This window comes from Streptomyces sp. 2323.1 (assembly GCF_900221035.1).
GTDB classification, from domain to species: Bacteria; Actinomycetota; Actinomycetes; order Streptomycetales; family Streptomycetaceae; genus Streptomyces; species Streptomyces sioyaensis.
Genome location: NZ_LT907981.1, coordinates 2,915,823 through 2,931,171 on the forward strand (window position 1 = coordinate 2,915,823; position 15,349 = coordinate 2,931,171).

Sequence of the window (15,349 nt, forward strand, 5' to 3'; positions counted from 1 at the left end):
AGGCGCCCGGAGCGTGGGGGCTCCGGGCGCCTCATCGTGTCCGGGGCGGGGCGGGAGGCCCGGCCGCCTCCGCGCGGTGTGCGTCGATGAGCACGGCCAGGCCGTCGAGCAGCGAGGTCAGCCCGATCTCGAACAGCTCGTCCAGGTGCAGGTCGTAGCCGCCCTCCCCGAGCGCCTCGATGACGCGGGTGAACGTCGGATAGTCCCGGGAGCCGGTGAGCGCCGCGAGCGTGGGTGCCTGGGCGTCCAGCCACTGGTCCGAGGAGAGGCCGGTGGCGCTCTCGGCCTGGGCCTCCCGTTCCAGCTGGGCGGCGAGGCCCTGCACATGGCTGTAGAGGAGCACGTTCTGGTTGAGCATGGCCGCCGGGGCGAGGCCATGGCCGTCGAGGGCGCTCAGCATCCATTCGGAGTAGGCCATCAGGTGGGGCAGCATCAGCGGTCGGGTGAGCGGGCCGAGCTGGGCCAGCCAGGGGTGTGCGCGGTGGACGGCCCAGAGCGCCCGGGCCCCTGCCTCCAGGCGGGCCCGCCAGTGGCCGGGGACCTCGGACGGGAGGGCGGCCTCCGCGAACACGGCGTCGGCCATCAGCAGGACCAGGTCGTCCTTGCCGGTCACATAGCGGTAGGGCGACATGGTGGCGGCGCCCAGCCGCGCCGCGACCGCCCGCATGGACAGCGCGGACAGCCCTTCCGCGTCGGCGATGCCGATGGCGGTGCGCACGATGCGTTCCCGGGTCAGCTCGCGCTCCGCGGCGGGGGCCGGGCGGGGCTGCCGGGCCCCGGCGGCGCTGCGGTGCGGGGCCGCCACCACGGTCCCCACGCGGGCCCGGGGCTGCACCAACCCCTCCTGGCGCAGGGCGGTCAGCGCCTTCGTGGCGGTGGCCAGGGCGACGTTCCACTCCTTGGCGAGCTGACGCGTCGAGGGGATCCGGTCGCCGGGGGCGAGTTCGCCGTCGGTGATCCGGCGCCGCAGCTCGGCGACGATGCGCAGATACGGCGGGAGGGAGGGGTCAGTCACGGCGCTCTCCTTTGACCTGTACTAGGACAGAGGCTACCAGCGAAGACCCTGCCGTGGCGCCCTTCTGTGCTAGTGCAGACCGCTCTGAGCTGCGAAGAAATCCCACGGAAAGCGCTTGGCGATCCTGCGTGTACGGCGTACATTCAGAGCTCCACACCACGCGTGTACACCGTACGAAGGGGCTGTCGTGAAGACCGTACTCATCTCCGGCGCGAGCGTCGCCGGGCTCACCCTCGCCCACTGGCTGCGCCGCCGCGGCTTCGCACCGACCGTCGTCGAGCGGGCCCCCGGTGTGCGCCCCGGCGGCCAGGCGATCGACGTCCGCGGGGTGGCGCTCGACGTCCTCGACCGGATGGACCTGCTGGCCCCGGCCCGGGAGGCGCGCACCCGGATGCGCGGGATGTCGATGCTCGACGGCGACGGCAACGAACTCTGGCGCAGCACCGAGATGACGCTCAGCGGCGGCCGGCTCGACAGCGGCGACATCGAGCTGCTGCGCGAGGACCTCGCCCAGCTGCTGTACGGGCGGGCCCGCGACGGCGTGGAGTACCTCTTCGACGACTCCGTCACCGCCCTGGTCCAGGAGCCGCACGGCGTCCGCGTCAGCTTCGAGCGCAGCCGGAGCCGGACGTTCGACCTGGTGGTGGGGGCGGACGGGCTGCGCTCGACGGTGCGGCGGCTGACCTTCGGGGCCGAGGGCCCGTTCTTCCGCCCGCTGGGCGGATATGTGGCCGTCTTCAGCACCGAGAACTTCCTGGGCCTGGACGACTGGCAGGTCTGGCTGCAGGGCGGCGGCGCCAGTTACTGCGTCTACCCGGTGCGCCACAACACCGAGTTGCGGGTCACCCTCGGCTTCACCTCGGAGCCCTTCGCGCTCGACCACCGCGACACCGAGGCGCAGAAGACGGTGCTCGCCGAGCGGATGTCCGCGCTGGGCGGCGATACCCCGCGGCTGCTGAAGGCGATGTGGCAGGCGCCCGACTTCTACTTCGACGCGATGGCCCAGATACACCTGGACCGCTGGTCGGACGGCCGGGTGGGGCTCGTCGGCGATGCGGGCCACTGCCCGTCCCCGCTGTCCGGGCAGGGCACCAGCCTGGCCCTGGTGGGCGCCTACGTCCTGGCCGACGAGCTCGGCAGGGCCGCGGGCGACCACCGCACCGCGCTGCGCCGCTACGAGGAGCGGCTGCGCCCGTTCGTCGGGCTCAACCAGGCGCTCGCCACCGAGAATCCGGGCCAGGGGGCCGCCGAGGAGTCGATCGAGCGGGCCAAGAACGCCGTTCGCCTCGACGGTTGACGAAGGGGCGCCCGGTGATCCGGACGCCCCTTCGCTTCGTTCTGCTTGCCCGCTAGTTGAAGCCGGGCATGCTGTTGACCTTGTTGCCGCCCGGGCCGGCGGTGGTGCCGCCCGTGGTGTCGCCGCCGGTGTCACCGCCCTGCGTCCCGCCGTTCGGCGGATCCGAACTGGTGCCGCCGGTCGGGGTGGACGGGTCCGAGGGACGTCCGCTCGGCGGGGTGCTCGGCGGGGTGCTCGGCTTCGACGGGGTGGGCGAGGGCGACTTGCTCGGCTTCTCGCTCGGCGACGGGCTGGTCGACGGGGTCTCGCTCGGCGTCGGCGTGGGCGTCGGGGGCACCGCGGCGCCGAGGTTCGTGTCCAGGTCGAATTCCGGGCCCGGGCTGCCGTTCAGGGCGGCCTCGGTGTAGTCCGCCCACACCCGGGCCGGGTAGCCGCCGCCGTTGACCCGGCCGCCGCCTCCGGTGCCCTTGAGGGTGACCTGAGCGCCGCCCTTGGGCGACTCGCCGAACATGCCGACCGCGGTGACCAGCTTGGGCGTGTAGCCCACGAACCAGGCCGACTTGTTGTCGTCGGAGGTACCGGTCTTGCCGGCCGCGCTGTAGGCGGTGTTCTTCACGGCCTGGGAGGCGGTGCCGTCGTTGACCACGCCCGTCAGCACGGAGGTGAGGGTGTCGGCGGTCTTCCGCGAGAGGACCTGGTCGCCGACCGGGTCCTTGAGCGGGAGCTTGACCTCGGCACCGTTGACGCTGTGCGTGGCCTCGGTGACCAGCGTCGGGGTGACCTTCTTGCCGTGGTTGTCGAGGGTGGCGTAGGCACCGGCCATCTGGAGCGGGCTGGCGCCCATGGTGCCCAGCGTCATGGCCGGCTTGACGTCCATCCGGGAGCCGTCCATGCCCAGGCTGACCGCGGTCTGCTTGACCTTGTCCAGCCCGACGTCGGCGCCCATCTGCGCGAAGACGGCGTTGACGGAGTTGTTGGTCGCCGTCTGGACGGAGATGTTGCCGTACTGCGCCTCGTCCTCGTTGGGCGGGGCGAAGGGGATGTCGCCGCCGACGACCGGACGGCGGTTGTGGCCGTCATAGACCGTGTTGGGGGTGATCGGCACGCCGTTCGTGGTGGTCGCGTTGTTCTCCATCGCGGAGGCGAGGATCAGCGGCTTGAACGTCGACGCCGGCTGGTAGTCGGCGCGCGTGGCGTTGTTCGTGTAGTGCTTCGGGTAGCCCGCGCCGCCGTACATCGCCACGATGTGGCCGGACTTGGGGTCCACCGAGGTGGCGCCGAGCTGGGCGTCCGCGTCGACCTTGCGGGTCTTGGGGTCGAGGTCGTCGGTGAGCTTGCGCTGGACGGCCTTCTCCAGGTCCTTCTGCTTCTTGCGGTCGATGCCGAGGGTGACCGTCCAGCCGCCGGCCTCGAACTGCTTCTCGTCGACGCCCTGGGCGAAGAGTTCCTTCTTGGCCTCGGTCACGAGGTAGCTGGACTGACCCGTCAGACCGGGCAGCGGCTTGGGGTCCTTGGGTATCTCGAACTTCTGCTTGGCGCGCTCCTGCGGCGAGAGCCAGTGCATCTCGACCATGTTGTTCAGGGTGTACGCCCAGCGCTCCTGGACCCGCTTCCTGCCGGCCGGGCTCGCCAGGGTCCAGTCGTACTGGTTCGGCGCCTGGAGCAGCGAGGCGAGGTAGGCGCCTTCCGAGACGGTGAGCTTCTCGACGTCCTTGCGGAAGTACGCCTGGGCGGCGGCCTGGATGCCGTAGGCGCCGCGGCCGTAGTAGCTGGTGTTGATGTAGCCGGCGAGGATCTTGTCCTTGCCCAGCTTGTTGTCCACCTTGAGCGAGATGACGATCTCCTGGAGCTTACGGCTGACCGTCTGCTCCTGGCTCAGGTAGTAGTTCTTGACGTACTGCTGGGTGATCGTCGAGCCACCCTGCTTGCCCTGCCCGCGCAGCGTGTTGAAGATGCCGCGCAGGGTGCCCTTCAGGTCGACGCCGGAGTCCTGGTAGAACGTCTTGTTCTCGGCGGCGACGAAGGTGCGCTGGACGTCCTTGGGTATGCGGTTGAGCGCGACGTTCTCACGGTTGAGGCGGCCGACGCGGGCCAGCACCTTGCCGTCAGAGTACTTGTAGACGTTGCTCTGGAGCTTGGCGTCCGCATTGCCGTCGGTCGGCACGTCCACGTACAGGTACAGCCCGACGAAGCCGAGGATGCCCAGCAGGCACACCCCGAGAAACGCTCCGAGGATCTTCTTCCAGGTGAAGAGGCGGCGTATGCCGGACTTCTTCTCCGTACGTTTGGCCCGGCGGGCGCTCCCCTGTCGCGCCCGTCTCGCTTCCGCTCGGCCCATCGCTTCAGCAACTCCAGTCGTTCCGCCCCCAGCTAATTCAGCTGTTGAAGCTAACACCGCATCTCTCAACAAATACTCATCGATCTAGGCTTTTCCAGACGTGACAAACAGCACCCGGAAGGACGGAACCTCGGGGTGGGTGTTCTGCGTCGTCGCTCTCTCACCTGGGGTCTTGCCCTCGATCTGGCCTCGTACGACCCCTGGACGCCCAGGCTGCCCACGCGCTAAAGTGCTATCACTTTGCTAGAACGGCGACATCGCCTATTGCGGCAGACATCACGTACCGCACCTGGAGAAACGGGGATTCTCATGTCCGATCACACCGCGGTCGGCCAGACCGCCGGCCCCGACGGCGAGCTCGCCGTCGACGCTCCCGAGATGCCCCGCCCGCAGGTCCGCGAGGTCACGGCGCACAGCATCCCGGGCGGGGTCGCCCTGCTGCTGACCGTGCTCGGGGTCGCGCTGGGCATCGCCGTGATCTGCGTCGGCGGGATCCTCGGCTCCGGCGGCCACGACAACGCCGCCGCGCCGACGGTCATCGCCGGCGTCCTGCTGCTGCTCGGCTCGCTCTTCTGCATGACCGGCGTGAAGATGGTCGCGCCCGGCGAGGCCCGGGTCATCCAGCTCTTCGGGCGGTACGCGGGCACCATCCGCACCGACGGACTGCGCTGGGTCAACCCGCTGACCACCGCCCGGGCGATCTCCACCCGGGTGCGCAACCACGAGACCGCGGTCCTGAAGGTCAACGACGCCTACGGCAACCCGATCGAGCTGGCGTCGATCGTCGTCTGGCACGTCGAGGACACCGCCCAGGCGCTCTTCGAGGTCGACGACTTCCTGGAGTTCGTCGCCACCCAGGCCGAGTCGGCCGTGCGGCACATCGCGATCGAGTACCCCTATGACGCGCACGACGAGGACGCCCTCTCCCTGCGCGGCAACGCCGAGGAGATCACCGAGAAGCTCGCCCTCGAACTGACCGCCCGGGTCCAGGCCGCCGGCGTGCGGATCATCGAGGCCCGCTTCAGCCACCTCGCCTACGCCCCCGAGATCGCCTCCGCGATGCTCCAGCGGCAGCAGGCCGGTGCGGTGGTCGCGGCCCGCCAGCAGATCGTCGAGGGTGCGGTGGGCATGGTCGAGCAGGCGCTGGACCGGATCAGCCAGCAGGGCATCGTGGAGCTGGACGAGGAGCGGAAGGCGGCCATGGTGAGCAATCTGATGGTGGTGCTGTGCGGCGACCGGGCCGCCCAGCCGGTCCTGAACACGGGCTCCCTGTACCAGTGAGCCGGTTCGGCGAGCGCACCATGGAGAGGTGCCCGCCGAGCGGATGCGAGGCCGAGCGAAACGAGGCTGGTGCATGACCACCCCCACCCCCGAGGAGTCCGGCGCCGGGAGCGAGCCGGCTCCCCGCGCGAGGCCGCAGCAGCGCAAGCAGGTGCTGCTGCGGCTGGACCCGCTGATCCATGACGCGCTGACGCGGTGGGCCGGCGACGAACTGCGCAGCGCCAATGCGCAGATCGAGTTCCTGCTGCGCAAGGCGCTGTCGGACGCGGGGCGGCTGCCCCGGGGGGCGGGGGCGATCCCGCGGCGGGGGCGTCCGCCCAAGGAGCCGGGGGACTGAGCGCCGTCGGTCCGCCGGTGATGAGGCCGGAGCGGCCGCGCGAGCGCCGGCGGCCGCGGTCGGCGCTGCGGGCCCGGCCGACCCCTATACAACGCACGTATACACCAGCGATACACCGCCGAGTATGGTGGTCGGCATGTCAATTGGTCATACGCTGCTGGGTCTCCTGGAGTCCGGCCCCCGCCATGGCTACGACCTCAAGCGGGCCTTCGACGCGCACTTCGGCCAGGACCGTCCGCTCCACTACGGGCAGGTCTACTCCACGATGTCGCGGCTGCTGAAGAACGGCCTGGTCGAGGTGGACGCGGTGGAGGCCGGCGCGGGCCCGGAGCGCAAGCGGTATGCGATCACGGACGCCGGGATCACCGATGTCGCCCAGTGGCTGGCCCGCCCCGAGAAGCCGGAGCCCTACCTCCAGTCGACGCTCTACACCAAGGTCGTCCTGGCGCTGATGACCGGGCGCGACGCCGGCGAACTCCTGGACTCCCAGCGCGCCGAGCATCTGCGGCTGATGCGCGGACTGACCGAGCGCAAGCGCACCGGCGACCTCGCCGACCAGCTGATCTGCGACCATGCGCTGTTCCACCTCGAAGCCGATCTGCGCTGGCTGGAGCTGACCGCCGCCCGGCTGGACAAACTCGCCGAGGCGGTCCGCGTATGACGCCGGAGGGATCCCTGCTCGCGGCGGAAGGACTGTGCAAGACCTACGGGGCGACGCCGGCGCTGGACGGCGTGGAGTTCTCCGTCCACCCCGGCGAGGTCGTCGCCGTCATGGGCCCCTCCGGCTCCGGCAAATCGACCCTGCTGCACTGTCTCGCCGGGATCATCCGCCCGGACGCCGGCACCGTCCGCTACGGCCCGCACGAGCTGACCGCCCTCAGCGACGCCCGGCGCAGCGCCCTGCGCCGCAGCGACTTCGGCTTCGTCTTCCAGTTCGGCCAGCTGGTACCGGAGTTGACCGGACTGGAGAACGTCGCGCTGCCGCTGCGGCTGAACGGCACCCGGCGCAAGGAGGCCGAGCGGCAGGCCCGCGAGTGGCTGGAGCGGCTGGAGGTGGACGGGGCGGCGGCCCAGCGGCCCGGTGAGATATCCGGCGGCCAGGGCCAGCGGATCGCGGTCGCCCGCGCGCTCGTCACCGGTCCGCGGGTCATCTTCGCGGACGAGCCCACCGGCGCCCTGGACTCGCTCAACGGCGAACGCGTCCTCGGCCTGCTGACCGGCGCCGCCCGGGACACCAACGCCGCGGTCGTCCTGGTCACCCACGAGGCCCGGGTCGCCGCCTACTCCGACCGGGAGATCGTGGTCCGCGACGGCAAAGTGAAGGACATACTGGCGGGCTTGCGATGAGCCTGCTGCGCCCGCACGCCCCCGCAGCCGGCGGGCGCACCGGCGACCGTGGCCCCAGCGCGCCGGGCACTCCGCCCACCGGCCCCGCCGCCTGGGCGCGCGACCTCGCGATGGGGATGCGGTTCGCGGCCGGCAGCGGCCGCGAGGGCTGGATCCGTACGACGCTGACGGCCGCCGGTGTCGCCCTGGGCGTGGCCGTCCTGCTGCTCGGCGCGTCCGTGCCGAGCGTGCTGGACTCCCTGCACGGCCGGGAGAAGGCCCGCGAGAACCTGGGCCAGGCCCACCCGCCGCGCGCCGCCGACGACACCCTGCGCTACGCCTCGTCGGACACCGTCTTCCACGGCACCCCGATCCGCGGCCGGCTGGTGCGCCCGGACGGCGCGCATCCGCCCGTACCGCCCGGCATCGACCGGCTCCCCGGGCCCGGCCGGATGCTGGTCTCCCCGGCGCTCAAGAAGCTGCTGGACTCCCCCGAGGGCAGCCTGCTGCGCCGGCGGCTGGACTACCGGGTGGCCGGCACCATCGGCGACGCCGGCCTGCTCGGCCCCGGCGAACTCACCTACGTCGCCCGCCCCGTCACCCTCGCCGCGGCCGACGGCTACCGCATCGACCACTTCGGCACGGAGTGGCACCCGGCGCCGCTGCGGGCGCCCGTCGTGCTCCTGGTGATCATGGTGTGTGTGGCGCTGCTGACGCCGGTGATGGTCTTCATCGGCACCTCCATACGGTTCGGCAACGAGCGCCGGGAGCGCCGGCTGGCCGCGCTCCGGCTGGTCGGCGCCGATGTCCACACCACCCGCCGGATCGCCTCCGGTGAGGCGCTGTTCGGTGCGCTGCTGGGGCTGGTGGCGGGCGGGGCGCTGTTCCTCGCCGGGCGGCAGCTCGCCTCGGTGGTCACGCTGTGGGACGTCAATGTCTTCCCCTCGGACGTGGCGCCCGGCCCGCTCGCCGCGGCGCTGATCGCCGTGCTGGTGCCGGCGGCGGCGGTCCTGGTGACGCTGTTCGCCCAGCGCGGCGTCACCGTCGAGCCGCTGGGCGTCGTCCGCCACCGCCCGCCGGTGCGCCGCCGGCTGTGGTGGCGGGTGGCGCTGCCCGCCGTGGGCGCCCTGCTGCTGGTGCCGCTGGCCTGGGAACGGCCGTGGACCGACACCCCGTTGCACACCATCCGGCTCGCGGCCGGGGCGATGCTGCTGCTGTTGGGGGTCACCGCGCTGCTGCCCTGGCTGGTGCAGGCGGTGGTCGGCCGGCTGCACCGCGGCCCGGTGTCCTGGCAACTCGCCGTCCGCCGCCTGCAGTTGAGCAGCGGCTCGGCCACCCGCGCGGTCAGCGGGATCACCGTCGCGGTGGCCGGCGCCATCACGATCCACATGCTGATGACCGGGATGCAGGCCGGCTACGCCCGGGCGTACGCGGAGTCCGGCAAGGAGCCGCGGATCGGCCTGTGGGGCAACGCCGCGGGCTGGCCGCAGACCCAGCGGGCGCTCACCGCGCTGCGCGCCACCCCGGGGGTGACCGCGGCCCGCGGCACGGTCGACGCCCTGGTCGGCCCGCTGCCGAGACCTGCAAGGAACCCGGCGGACGCCGCCCGCACGACGGTCGCCATCGGCAGCTGCGCCGAACTGCGCACCCTGGCCCGGCTGGACTCCTGCCACGACGGCTCCGTGTTCGTCACCGCCACCGGCCGCGACGGCGCCGTCACGCCCGGCGCGACCCTCGACCTGCACCCGCCGAGGGACCTGCACGAGGCGGTGCGGCCGCACCCCTGGACGGTCCCCCGCACCGCCCGTACGGTCCCGCTGGTCTCGCACCGGCGCAGTCCCGACCGCGTCGTCTACGACCTGCTGGCCACCCCGTCCGCGCTCGACATCGGCAAGCTCGACGGCCCCACCACGGAGCTCAAGGTCGACTTCGACCGGGGCGCCCCGGACGCGGTGGAGCACCTCCGCAACACCGCCGCCCGCATCGACCCGACGATGAACGAGGTCTCCGCGGTCGACAATCCGCATGACGCGCAGTACGCCAGCATCCTCGACGGGCTGTTCGCGGGCGCCGTGGTGACGCTGCTGCTGATCGGCTCGGGCCTGATCATCTCCACCGTCGAGCAGCTCCACGAGCGCCGCCGGCTGCTGTCCGCCCTCGATGCCCACGGCACCCGCCGGGCCACCCTGGGCTGGTCGGTGCTGTGGCAGACCGCCGTCCCGGTCGTGCTCGGGCTGGGCCTGGCGCTGGGCTGCGGGCTGGCGCTGGGCGCGCTGGTGCTGACGATGATCGACAGCGCGGTGACGGTGAACTGGCCGGTGGTGGCCGGGATCACCGGCATCGGCGGCGCGGTGATTCTCTTCGTGACGGCGCTGAGCCTGCCGGCGCTGTGGCGCCTGATGCGGCCCGACGGGCTGCGGACGGAGTGAGCCCCGCGATGTCCGGCCGTTCCCGTCCGGCGCCCTACCGGGGCCGCACGGCCCGCCGTTGGTGTGCCGACCTCGCCATGGGCGCCCGGTTCGCCGTCACCGGCGGCCGCGAGGGCTGGATCCGTACGACCCTGACCGCGCTCGGCGTCGGCCTGGGGGTCGCCGTCCTGCTGCTGGCGGCCTCCGTCCCGCACCTGCTGAACGGCGCGCAGGAGCGGCACCGGGCGCGGGCCGCCGTCCCCGCCGCGCAAGGGGCCGGCCCCTCGGACCGGTCGCTGCTGACCGCCGCGGCCGACACCGCGTACCGCGACCTGCCGGTGCAGGGCCGGATCGTGACGGCCGAAGGACCGCATGCGCCCGTCCCGCCGGGTCTGTCGCGGCTGCCGGGCCCCGGTGAACTGGCCGTCTCCCCCGCCCTCGGGGACCTGCTCCGTTCGCCCGACGGCGCGCTGCTCAAGGACCGCTTCCCCCATCTGCGCATCACCGCCACGATCCGCGACGAGGGCCTCACCCACCCCGGCGAACTCGCCTTCTACCAGGGCAGCGACGCCCTGCGGCGGCCCGGCTTCGGGGTCGAGCGGATCACCGCGTTCGGCGACCACGGGGAGCCGTTCCGGGCCGGTGTGCCGACGGTGCTGCTCCTCGCGGTGAGCTGTGTCGCGCTGCTCGTCCCCGTCGCCGTGTTCCTCGCGACCGCGGTGCGGTTCGGCGGGGAGCGCCGCGACCGGCGGCTCGCCGCGCTGCGGCTGGTGGGCGCCGACCGGGCCACCACCCGGCGGATCGCCGCGGGCGAGGCGCTGGCCGGCGCGCTGTTCGGGCTGTTCACCGGCGCCGCCCTCTTCCTGGCCGGCCGGGTCCCGCTCGCCGGGATCTCCCTCTTCGGCCTCGGCGTCTTCCCCTCCGACGTGGTCCCCGACGCGCGGGTGGCCGCCCTCGTGGCACCGGCCGTGCTGCTGTGCGCGGTCGGCACCACGCTGGTCACCATGCGGCGGGTCACCGTCGAGCCGCTGGGCGTCACCCGCACCGCGCGCCCGCCGCGCCGCCGGCTGTGGTGGCGGCTGCTGCTGCCGGCCGCCGGGGTGGCGCTGCTGCTGCCGCAGGCGATCGACGGGCCGGGCTCCGGCGATGCCGCGAGCGTCGAGTTGATCCTCGGCACGGCGCTGTTGCTGCTGGGCGTGGCGGCCGTGCTGCCCTGGCTGCTGGACGCCGTGGTGGCCCGGCTCGACGGCACGGGAGGCGGCAGCCGGTCGTGGCATCTTGCGCTGCGGCGGCTCCAGTTGAGCAGCACCGCGGCCGCCCGCTCGGTCAGCGGGATCACCGTGGCGGTGGCCGCTGCGATCGCCGTGCAGATGCTGCTGACCGGCTCCCTGAGCCTCCCCGAAGCGCAGCAGACCCGTACCGCCGCGTGGACCGAGGTGGACTCCTACGACGGCGCGGTGCCCACCGCCCGTGCCGGGCAGATGTCCGCCCTGCTGCGCGCCGCCCCGGGCGTCCGTACGGCGCACACGCTGGTCGCCGGCCATGCCGGCCCCGACCGCCACCAACCGGACCGGAACCCTGCGGCCTCCGGCGACGACGAGGACCGCGAGCCGTATCCGGTGACCGTCGCCGACTGCGCCACCCTGCGCCAACTGGCCCCGCTCGGCGCCTGTTCCGCCGGGGATGTCTTTCTCGTCGCGGGCCCGGACGACGCCGCCCCCCGCCCCGGCGAACGGCTGGTGCTCGACCCGGTCGGCAGCCGCAGCGACCACCGGGTGCCCGCCCGCTGGACCGTCCCGCGCACCGCCCACCGCACCGCGGCCGGGCCCGAGCGCCCCGTGCCCGGCCGCACCGGCCGCGGTCTGCTCGCCACCCCCGAGGCGCTGCCCCCCGCGCTGCTGCCGCACGCCGACCTCACCTGCCTGCTGCGGCTCGATCCGCACACCCCCGACGCGATCGAATATGTCCGCAACGCGGCCGCCCGGCTCTCCCCGCGGGCCGTCGTGTACCGCTACGGCGAGGCCGGCCCCGACGAAGCCGCCGCTCTGGTCAGCGGTGGCCTGACCGCCTGCGCCACCGCCGTGCTGCTGCTGATCGGCTGCGGTCTGCTGCTCACCGCCCTGGAGCAACTCCGCGCACGCGCCCGCCTGTTGTCCGCACTGGACGCCCTCGGCACCCCGCGCGCCCTGCTGGGCCGCTCGGTGCTGTGGCAGACGGCCGTCCCGGTGGTCACGGGCCTGACCCTGGCGGTCGGCTGGGGGCTGGCGCTCGGCGCGCTGCTGGTCCGCATGGCCGGCCGCCCGCCGCGGCCCGCCTGGTGGAGCATCCTCGCCCTCACCGGCACCGCGGCCGCCGTCATCCTGGGCGTCACCGCGCTCTCCCTGCCGTTGCTGTGGCGCCTGATGCGCCCGGATGGGCTGCGTACGGAGTGAAACTGCGAGATCATTTCGCCACGCAGTGCCAACCAACTGCCCCAGGGGGACTCTTCATGCGCAGGCTCGTCTACTGCATCGCGTCCACGCTCGACGGCTTCATCGCCGGGCCCGACGGTGCGGACCCCACCGGCCCGGACGGCTTCTGGCAGGTCCCCGAGGACTACTTGGGACACCTGGCCGCCGAACTCCCGGAGATCCTGCCCGTCCACGCCCGGTCGGCGCTCGGCATCACCGCGGACAACATCCGCTTCGACACCGTCCTGGAGGGCCGGCGCACCTATGAGATCGGCCTCAAGGCCGGCCTCACCGACGCCTACCCCCATCTGCGGCACCTCGTCTTCTCCCGGACCCTGACGCAGAGCCCGGACCCGGCGGTGGAGCTGGTGGCCGACGACCCGGTGGCGACGGTCCGCGCGCTCAAGGCCGCGCCCGGCAAGGACATCTGGCTGCTGGGCGGCAGCGAACTCGCCGGTGCGCTCTACCCGGAGATCGACCAGCTGCTCCTCAAGCTGAGCCCGCTCACCCTGGGCCACGGCATCCCGCTCTTCTCCCCCGGCACCGCCTTCGACCCGCGGACCTGGGAGCTGACCGAGCACACCCTCCTGCAGAGCGGCGCGGCCTTCCTGACGTACACCCGTCCTGCGGCGGCGTGAGGAGCGGGCTCAGTCCGTGGCTATCCGCACCGGCAGGCCGCGCAGCGCGCCCCGCAGCGCCCGGGCGAACTCCTCGAACTCCTCCTGGCGTGCCGCGCCGGTCCGCATGGCCAGCGCGATGGTCCGCGACGGCGCCGGATCCGCGAAGTACCCGGTGGTGAGCTGGTCGTTGCGGCCGGTCTCGACCCGGAGCGCGGTGCGCGGCAGCAGGGTCACCCCGAGGCCGCCGGCCACCAGCTGCACCAGGGTGGACAGGCCCGCCGCACTGGTCGTCACGGGGGTGTTCTCGTCCCGACCGGCCTCCCGGCAGATGTCCAGGGCCTGATCGCGCAGGCAGTGGCCCTCGTCGAGCAGCAGCAGATCCAGCTCCTGGAGGGCCTGGCGCGGTATGTCGCCGCGGCCGCCGAGCCAGTGTTCCTTGGGGGCCACCAGGACGAAGTCCTCGTCGAACAGCGGGAGTTCGGTGACCTGGGGCACCCCGAGGGGCACGGCGAGCAGCAGCAGGTCGAGCCGGCCCTGGGCCAGGCCCTCCAGGAGGGAGGCGGTCTGCTCCTCGTGCACCTGGAGGTCCAGCGCGGGATAGGTGTCATGGACCAGCCGCAGCACGGCCGGCAGCAGATACGGTGCGACGGTCGGGATGACGCCGAGCCGCAGCACGCCCGTGAACGGCGCGCGGGCCGCCTCCGCCTCCTCCAGCAGATCCCCGACGGCCTCCAGGACCGCACGGGCCCGCGCGGCCACCCGCTCCCCCGCGGGCGACAACAGCACCTTGCGCGTCGTACGCTCCAGCAGCTGCACACCGAGGGTCTCCTCCAGCGCGGAGACCGCCCCGGACAGCGCGGGCTGGCTCATCCCGATCTCGGCCGCCGCCTCGCGGAAATGCAGATGCTCGGCCACCGCCGCGAACGCCCGCAACTGGGCCAGGCTGGGCTGGCGGGGCCGGCCGCCCTGACTCGCCGGTGACGCCACTGATAACCACCTCCGATCAACATCCACCAGTCTAGCTATTTCACTGATCAATGCCTCCTGTGGCACTGTGAGACCCGTCCAAGCCTCAAGGAAAGACCTCAAAAGGGACTTTCTGCGCAACAAGGAGAGTACGTGCTCACTGTCGGTGACAAGTTCCCCGAGTTCGACCTGACCGCCTGCGTCTCGCTGGAGAAGGGCCAGGAGTTCGAGCAGATCAACCACAAGACCTACGAGGGCAAGTGGAAGATCGTCTTCGCGTGGCCCAAGGACTTCACCTTCGTGTGCCCCACCGAGATCGCCGCCTTCGGCAAGCTGAACGACGAGTTCGCCGACCGTGACGCCCAGGTCCTCGGCTTCTCCGGCGACTCCGAGTTCGTGCACCACGCCTGGCGCAAGGACCACCCGGACCTGACCGACCTGCCCTTCCCGATGCTCGCCGACTCCAAGCACGAGCTCATGCGCGACCTGGGCATCGAGGGCGAGGACGGCTTCGCGCAGCGCGCCGTCTTCATCGTCGACCAGAACAACGAGATCCAGTTCACCATGGTGACCGCCGGCTCCGTCGGCCGTAACCCCAAGGAGGTCCTGCGGGTCCTCGACGCCCTGCAGACCGACGAGCTGTGCCCGTGCAACTGGAGCAAGGGCGAGGACACCCTCGACCCGGTCGCGCTGCTCTCGGGCGAGTGACTCTCCGCTAGCGAACTGGAAGGCTGATCTGACATGGCTCTCGACGAGCTGAAGTCCGCCGTACCGGACTACGCCAAGGACCTCAAGCTGAACCTCGGTTCGGTCATCGGCAACAGCGACCTGCCGCAGCAGCAGCTGTGGGGCACCGTCCTGGCCTGCGCGATCGCCTCGCGCTCGCCGAAGGTGCTGCGCGAGCTGGAGCCGGAGGCCAAGGCCAACCTCTCCGCCGAGGCGTACTCCGCCGCCAAGTCGGCGGCCGCCATCATGGCGATGAACAACGTCTTCTACCGGACCCGGCATCTGCTGTCGGACCCGGAGTACGGCAACCTGCGGGCCGGTCTGCGGATGAACGTCATCGGCAACCCGGGCGTGGACAAGGTCGACTTCGAGCTGTGGTCGCTGGCCGTCTCGGCCATCAACGGCTGCGGTATGTGCCTGGACTCGCACGAGCAGGTGCTGCGCAAGGCCGGTGTGGACCGCGAGACGATCCAGGAGGCCGTGAAGATCGCGTCCGTCCTGCAGGCCGTCGGCGCCACCCTGGACGCCGAGGCCGCGCTCGCCGAGTAACTCCGGTACGCGCGACACACGCAACGCAGAACCCCG

General features: G+C 72.4%; 13 protein-coding genes. 10 read left to right on the forward strand and 3 right to left on the reverse strand.

Annotated elements, in window-relative coordinates; all coding sequences use genetic code 11:
* Positions 1-31: 31 nt before the first annotated feature.
* Positions 32-1,015 carry a GntR family transcriptional regulator gene (locus CPH93_RS11950; protein ID WP_093484921.1) on the reverse strand — a complete coding sequence of 328 codons (984 nt, stop codon included), beginning with the start codon at positions 1,013-1,015 and terminating at the stop codon, positions 32-34.
* Between the two features lie 187 nt (positions 1,016-1,202).
* Between CPH93_RS11950 and CPH93_RS11955 the strand changes: the two genes are divergently transcribed.
* Complete coding sequence (locus tag CPH93_RS11955) at positions 1,203-2,312, forward strand: FAD-dependent monooxygenase (protein ID WP_096212796.1); 1,110 nt, start codon at positions 1,203-1,205, stop codon at positions 2,310-2,312.
* Between the two features lie 52 nt (positions 2,313-2,364).
* On the opposite strand, the gene CPH93_RS11960 is transcribed toward CPH93_RS11955, so the two are convergent.
* A complete protein-coding gene (locus CPH93_RS11960) occupies positions 2,365-4,650 on the reverse strand; it encodes a transglycosylase domain-containing protein (RefSeq protein ID WP_096212798.1) in 2,286 nt (761 codons plus the stop codon).
* A gap of 309 nt (positions 4,651-4,959) precedes the next feature.
* Here CPH93_RS11960 and CPH93_RS11965 point away from each other — a divergent pair, with 309 nt between their 5' ends.
* The 7 genes from CPH93_RS11965 (at position 4,960) to CPH93_RS11995 (ending at position 13,090) form a co-directional block, all read left to right on the forward strand.
* Positions 4,960-5,931 (forward strand): SPFH domain-containing protein, encoded by a 972-nt coding sequence (locus tag CPH93_RS11965; protein WP_096212800.1) that lies wholly within the window; start codon positions 4,960-4,962, stop codon positions 5,929-5,931.
* A 73-nt stretch (positions 5,932-6,004) separates the two neighbouring features.
* Positions 6,005-6,268, forward strand: a complete 264-nt coding sequence (locus CPH93_RS11970) for a hypothetical protein (RefSeq protein ID WP_096212802.1) — start codon at positions 6,005-6,007, stop codon at positions 6,266-6,268.
* A 136-nt stretch (positions 6,269-6,404) separates the two neighbouring features.
* The gene (locus tag CPH93_RS11975; RefSeq protein ID WP_093489107.1) at positions 6,405-6,929 is read left to right on the forward strand and encodes a PadR family transcriptional regulator; all 525 of its coding nucleotides are present in this window, start codon (positions 6,405-6,407) and stop codon (positions 6,927-6,929) included.
* Positions 6,926-7,615, forward strand: coding sequence for an ABC transporter ATP-binding protein (locus CPH93_RS11980; protein WP_093484916.1), 690 nt, complete (start codon positions 6,926-6,928; stop codon positions 7,613-7,615). Before CPH93_RS11975 ends, CPH93_RS11980 begins: the two co-directional genes overlap by 4 nt.
* Positions 7,612-10,023, forward strand: coding sequence for an FtsX-like permease family protein (locus tag CPH93_RS11985; protein WP_096212804.1), 2,412 nt, complete (start codon positions 7,612-7,614; stop codon positions 10,021-10,023). Before CPH93_RS11980 ends, CPH93_RS11985 begins: the two co-directional genes overlap by 4 nt.
* A gap of 8 nt (positions 10,024-10,031) precedes the next feature.
* Positions 10,032-12,434, forward strand: a complete 2,403-nt coding sequence (locus tag CPH93_RS11990) for an FtsX-like permease family protein (protein ID WP_096212806.1) — start codon at positions 10,032-10,034, stop codon at positions 12,432-12,434.
* 56 nt (positions 12,435-12,490) lie between these two features.
* Complete coding sequence (locus CPH93_RS11995) at positions 12,491-13,090, forward strand: dihydrofolate reductase family protein (RefSeq protein WP_093484913.1); 600 nt, start codon at positions 12,491-12,493, stop codon at positions 13,088-13,090.
* 9 nt (positions 13,091-13,099) lie between these two features.
* Here CPH93_RS11995 and CPH93_RS12000 read toward each other — a convergent pair whose 3' ends face one another.
* On the reverse strand, positions 13,100-14,059 hold the full coding sequence (locus CPH93_RS12000) for a hydrogen peroxide-inducible genes activator (RefSeq protein WP_096212808.1): 960 nt from the start codon (positions 14,057-14,059) through the stop codon (positions 13,100-13,102).
* 132 nt (positions 14,060-14,191) lie between these two features.
* Between CPH93_RS12000 and CPH93_RS12005 the strand changes: the two genes are divergently transcribed.
* Both CPH93_RS12005 and CPH93_RS12010 read left to right on the forward strand, forming a co-directional pair.
* Positions 14,192-14,746 carry a peroxiredoxin gene (locus CPH93_RS12005; RefSeq protein WP_006603399.1) on the forward strand — a complete coding sequence of 185 codons (555 nt, stop codon included), beginning with the start codon at positions 14,192-14,194 and terminating at the stop codon, positions 14,744-14,746.
* A gap of 33 nt (positions 14,747-14,779) precedes the next feature.
* Complete coding sequence (locus CPH93_RS12010) at positions 14,780-15,313, forward strand: alkyl hydroperoxide reductase (RefSeq protein WP_018089322.1); 534 nt, start codon at positions 14,780-14,782, stop codon at positions 15,311-15,313.
* Positions 15,314-15,349 lie beyond the last annotated feature (36 nt).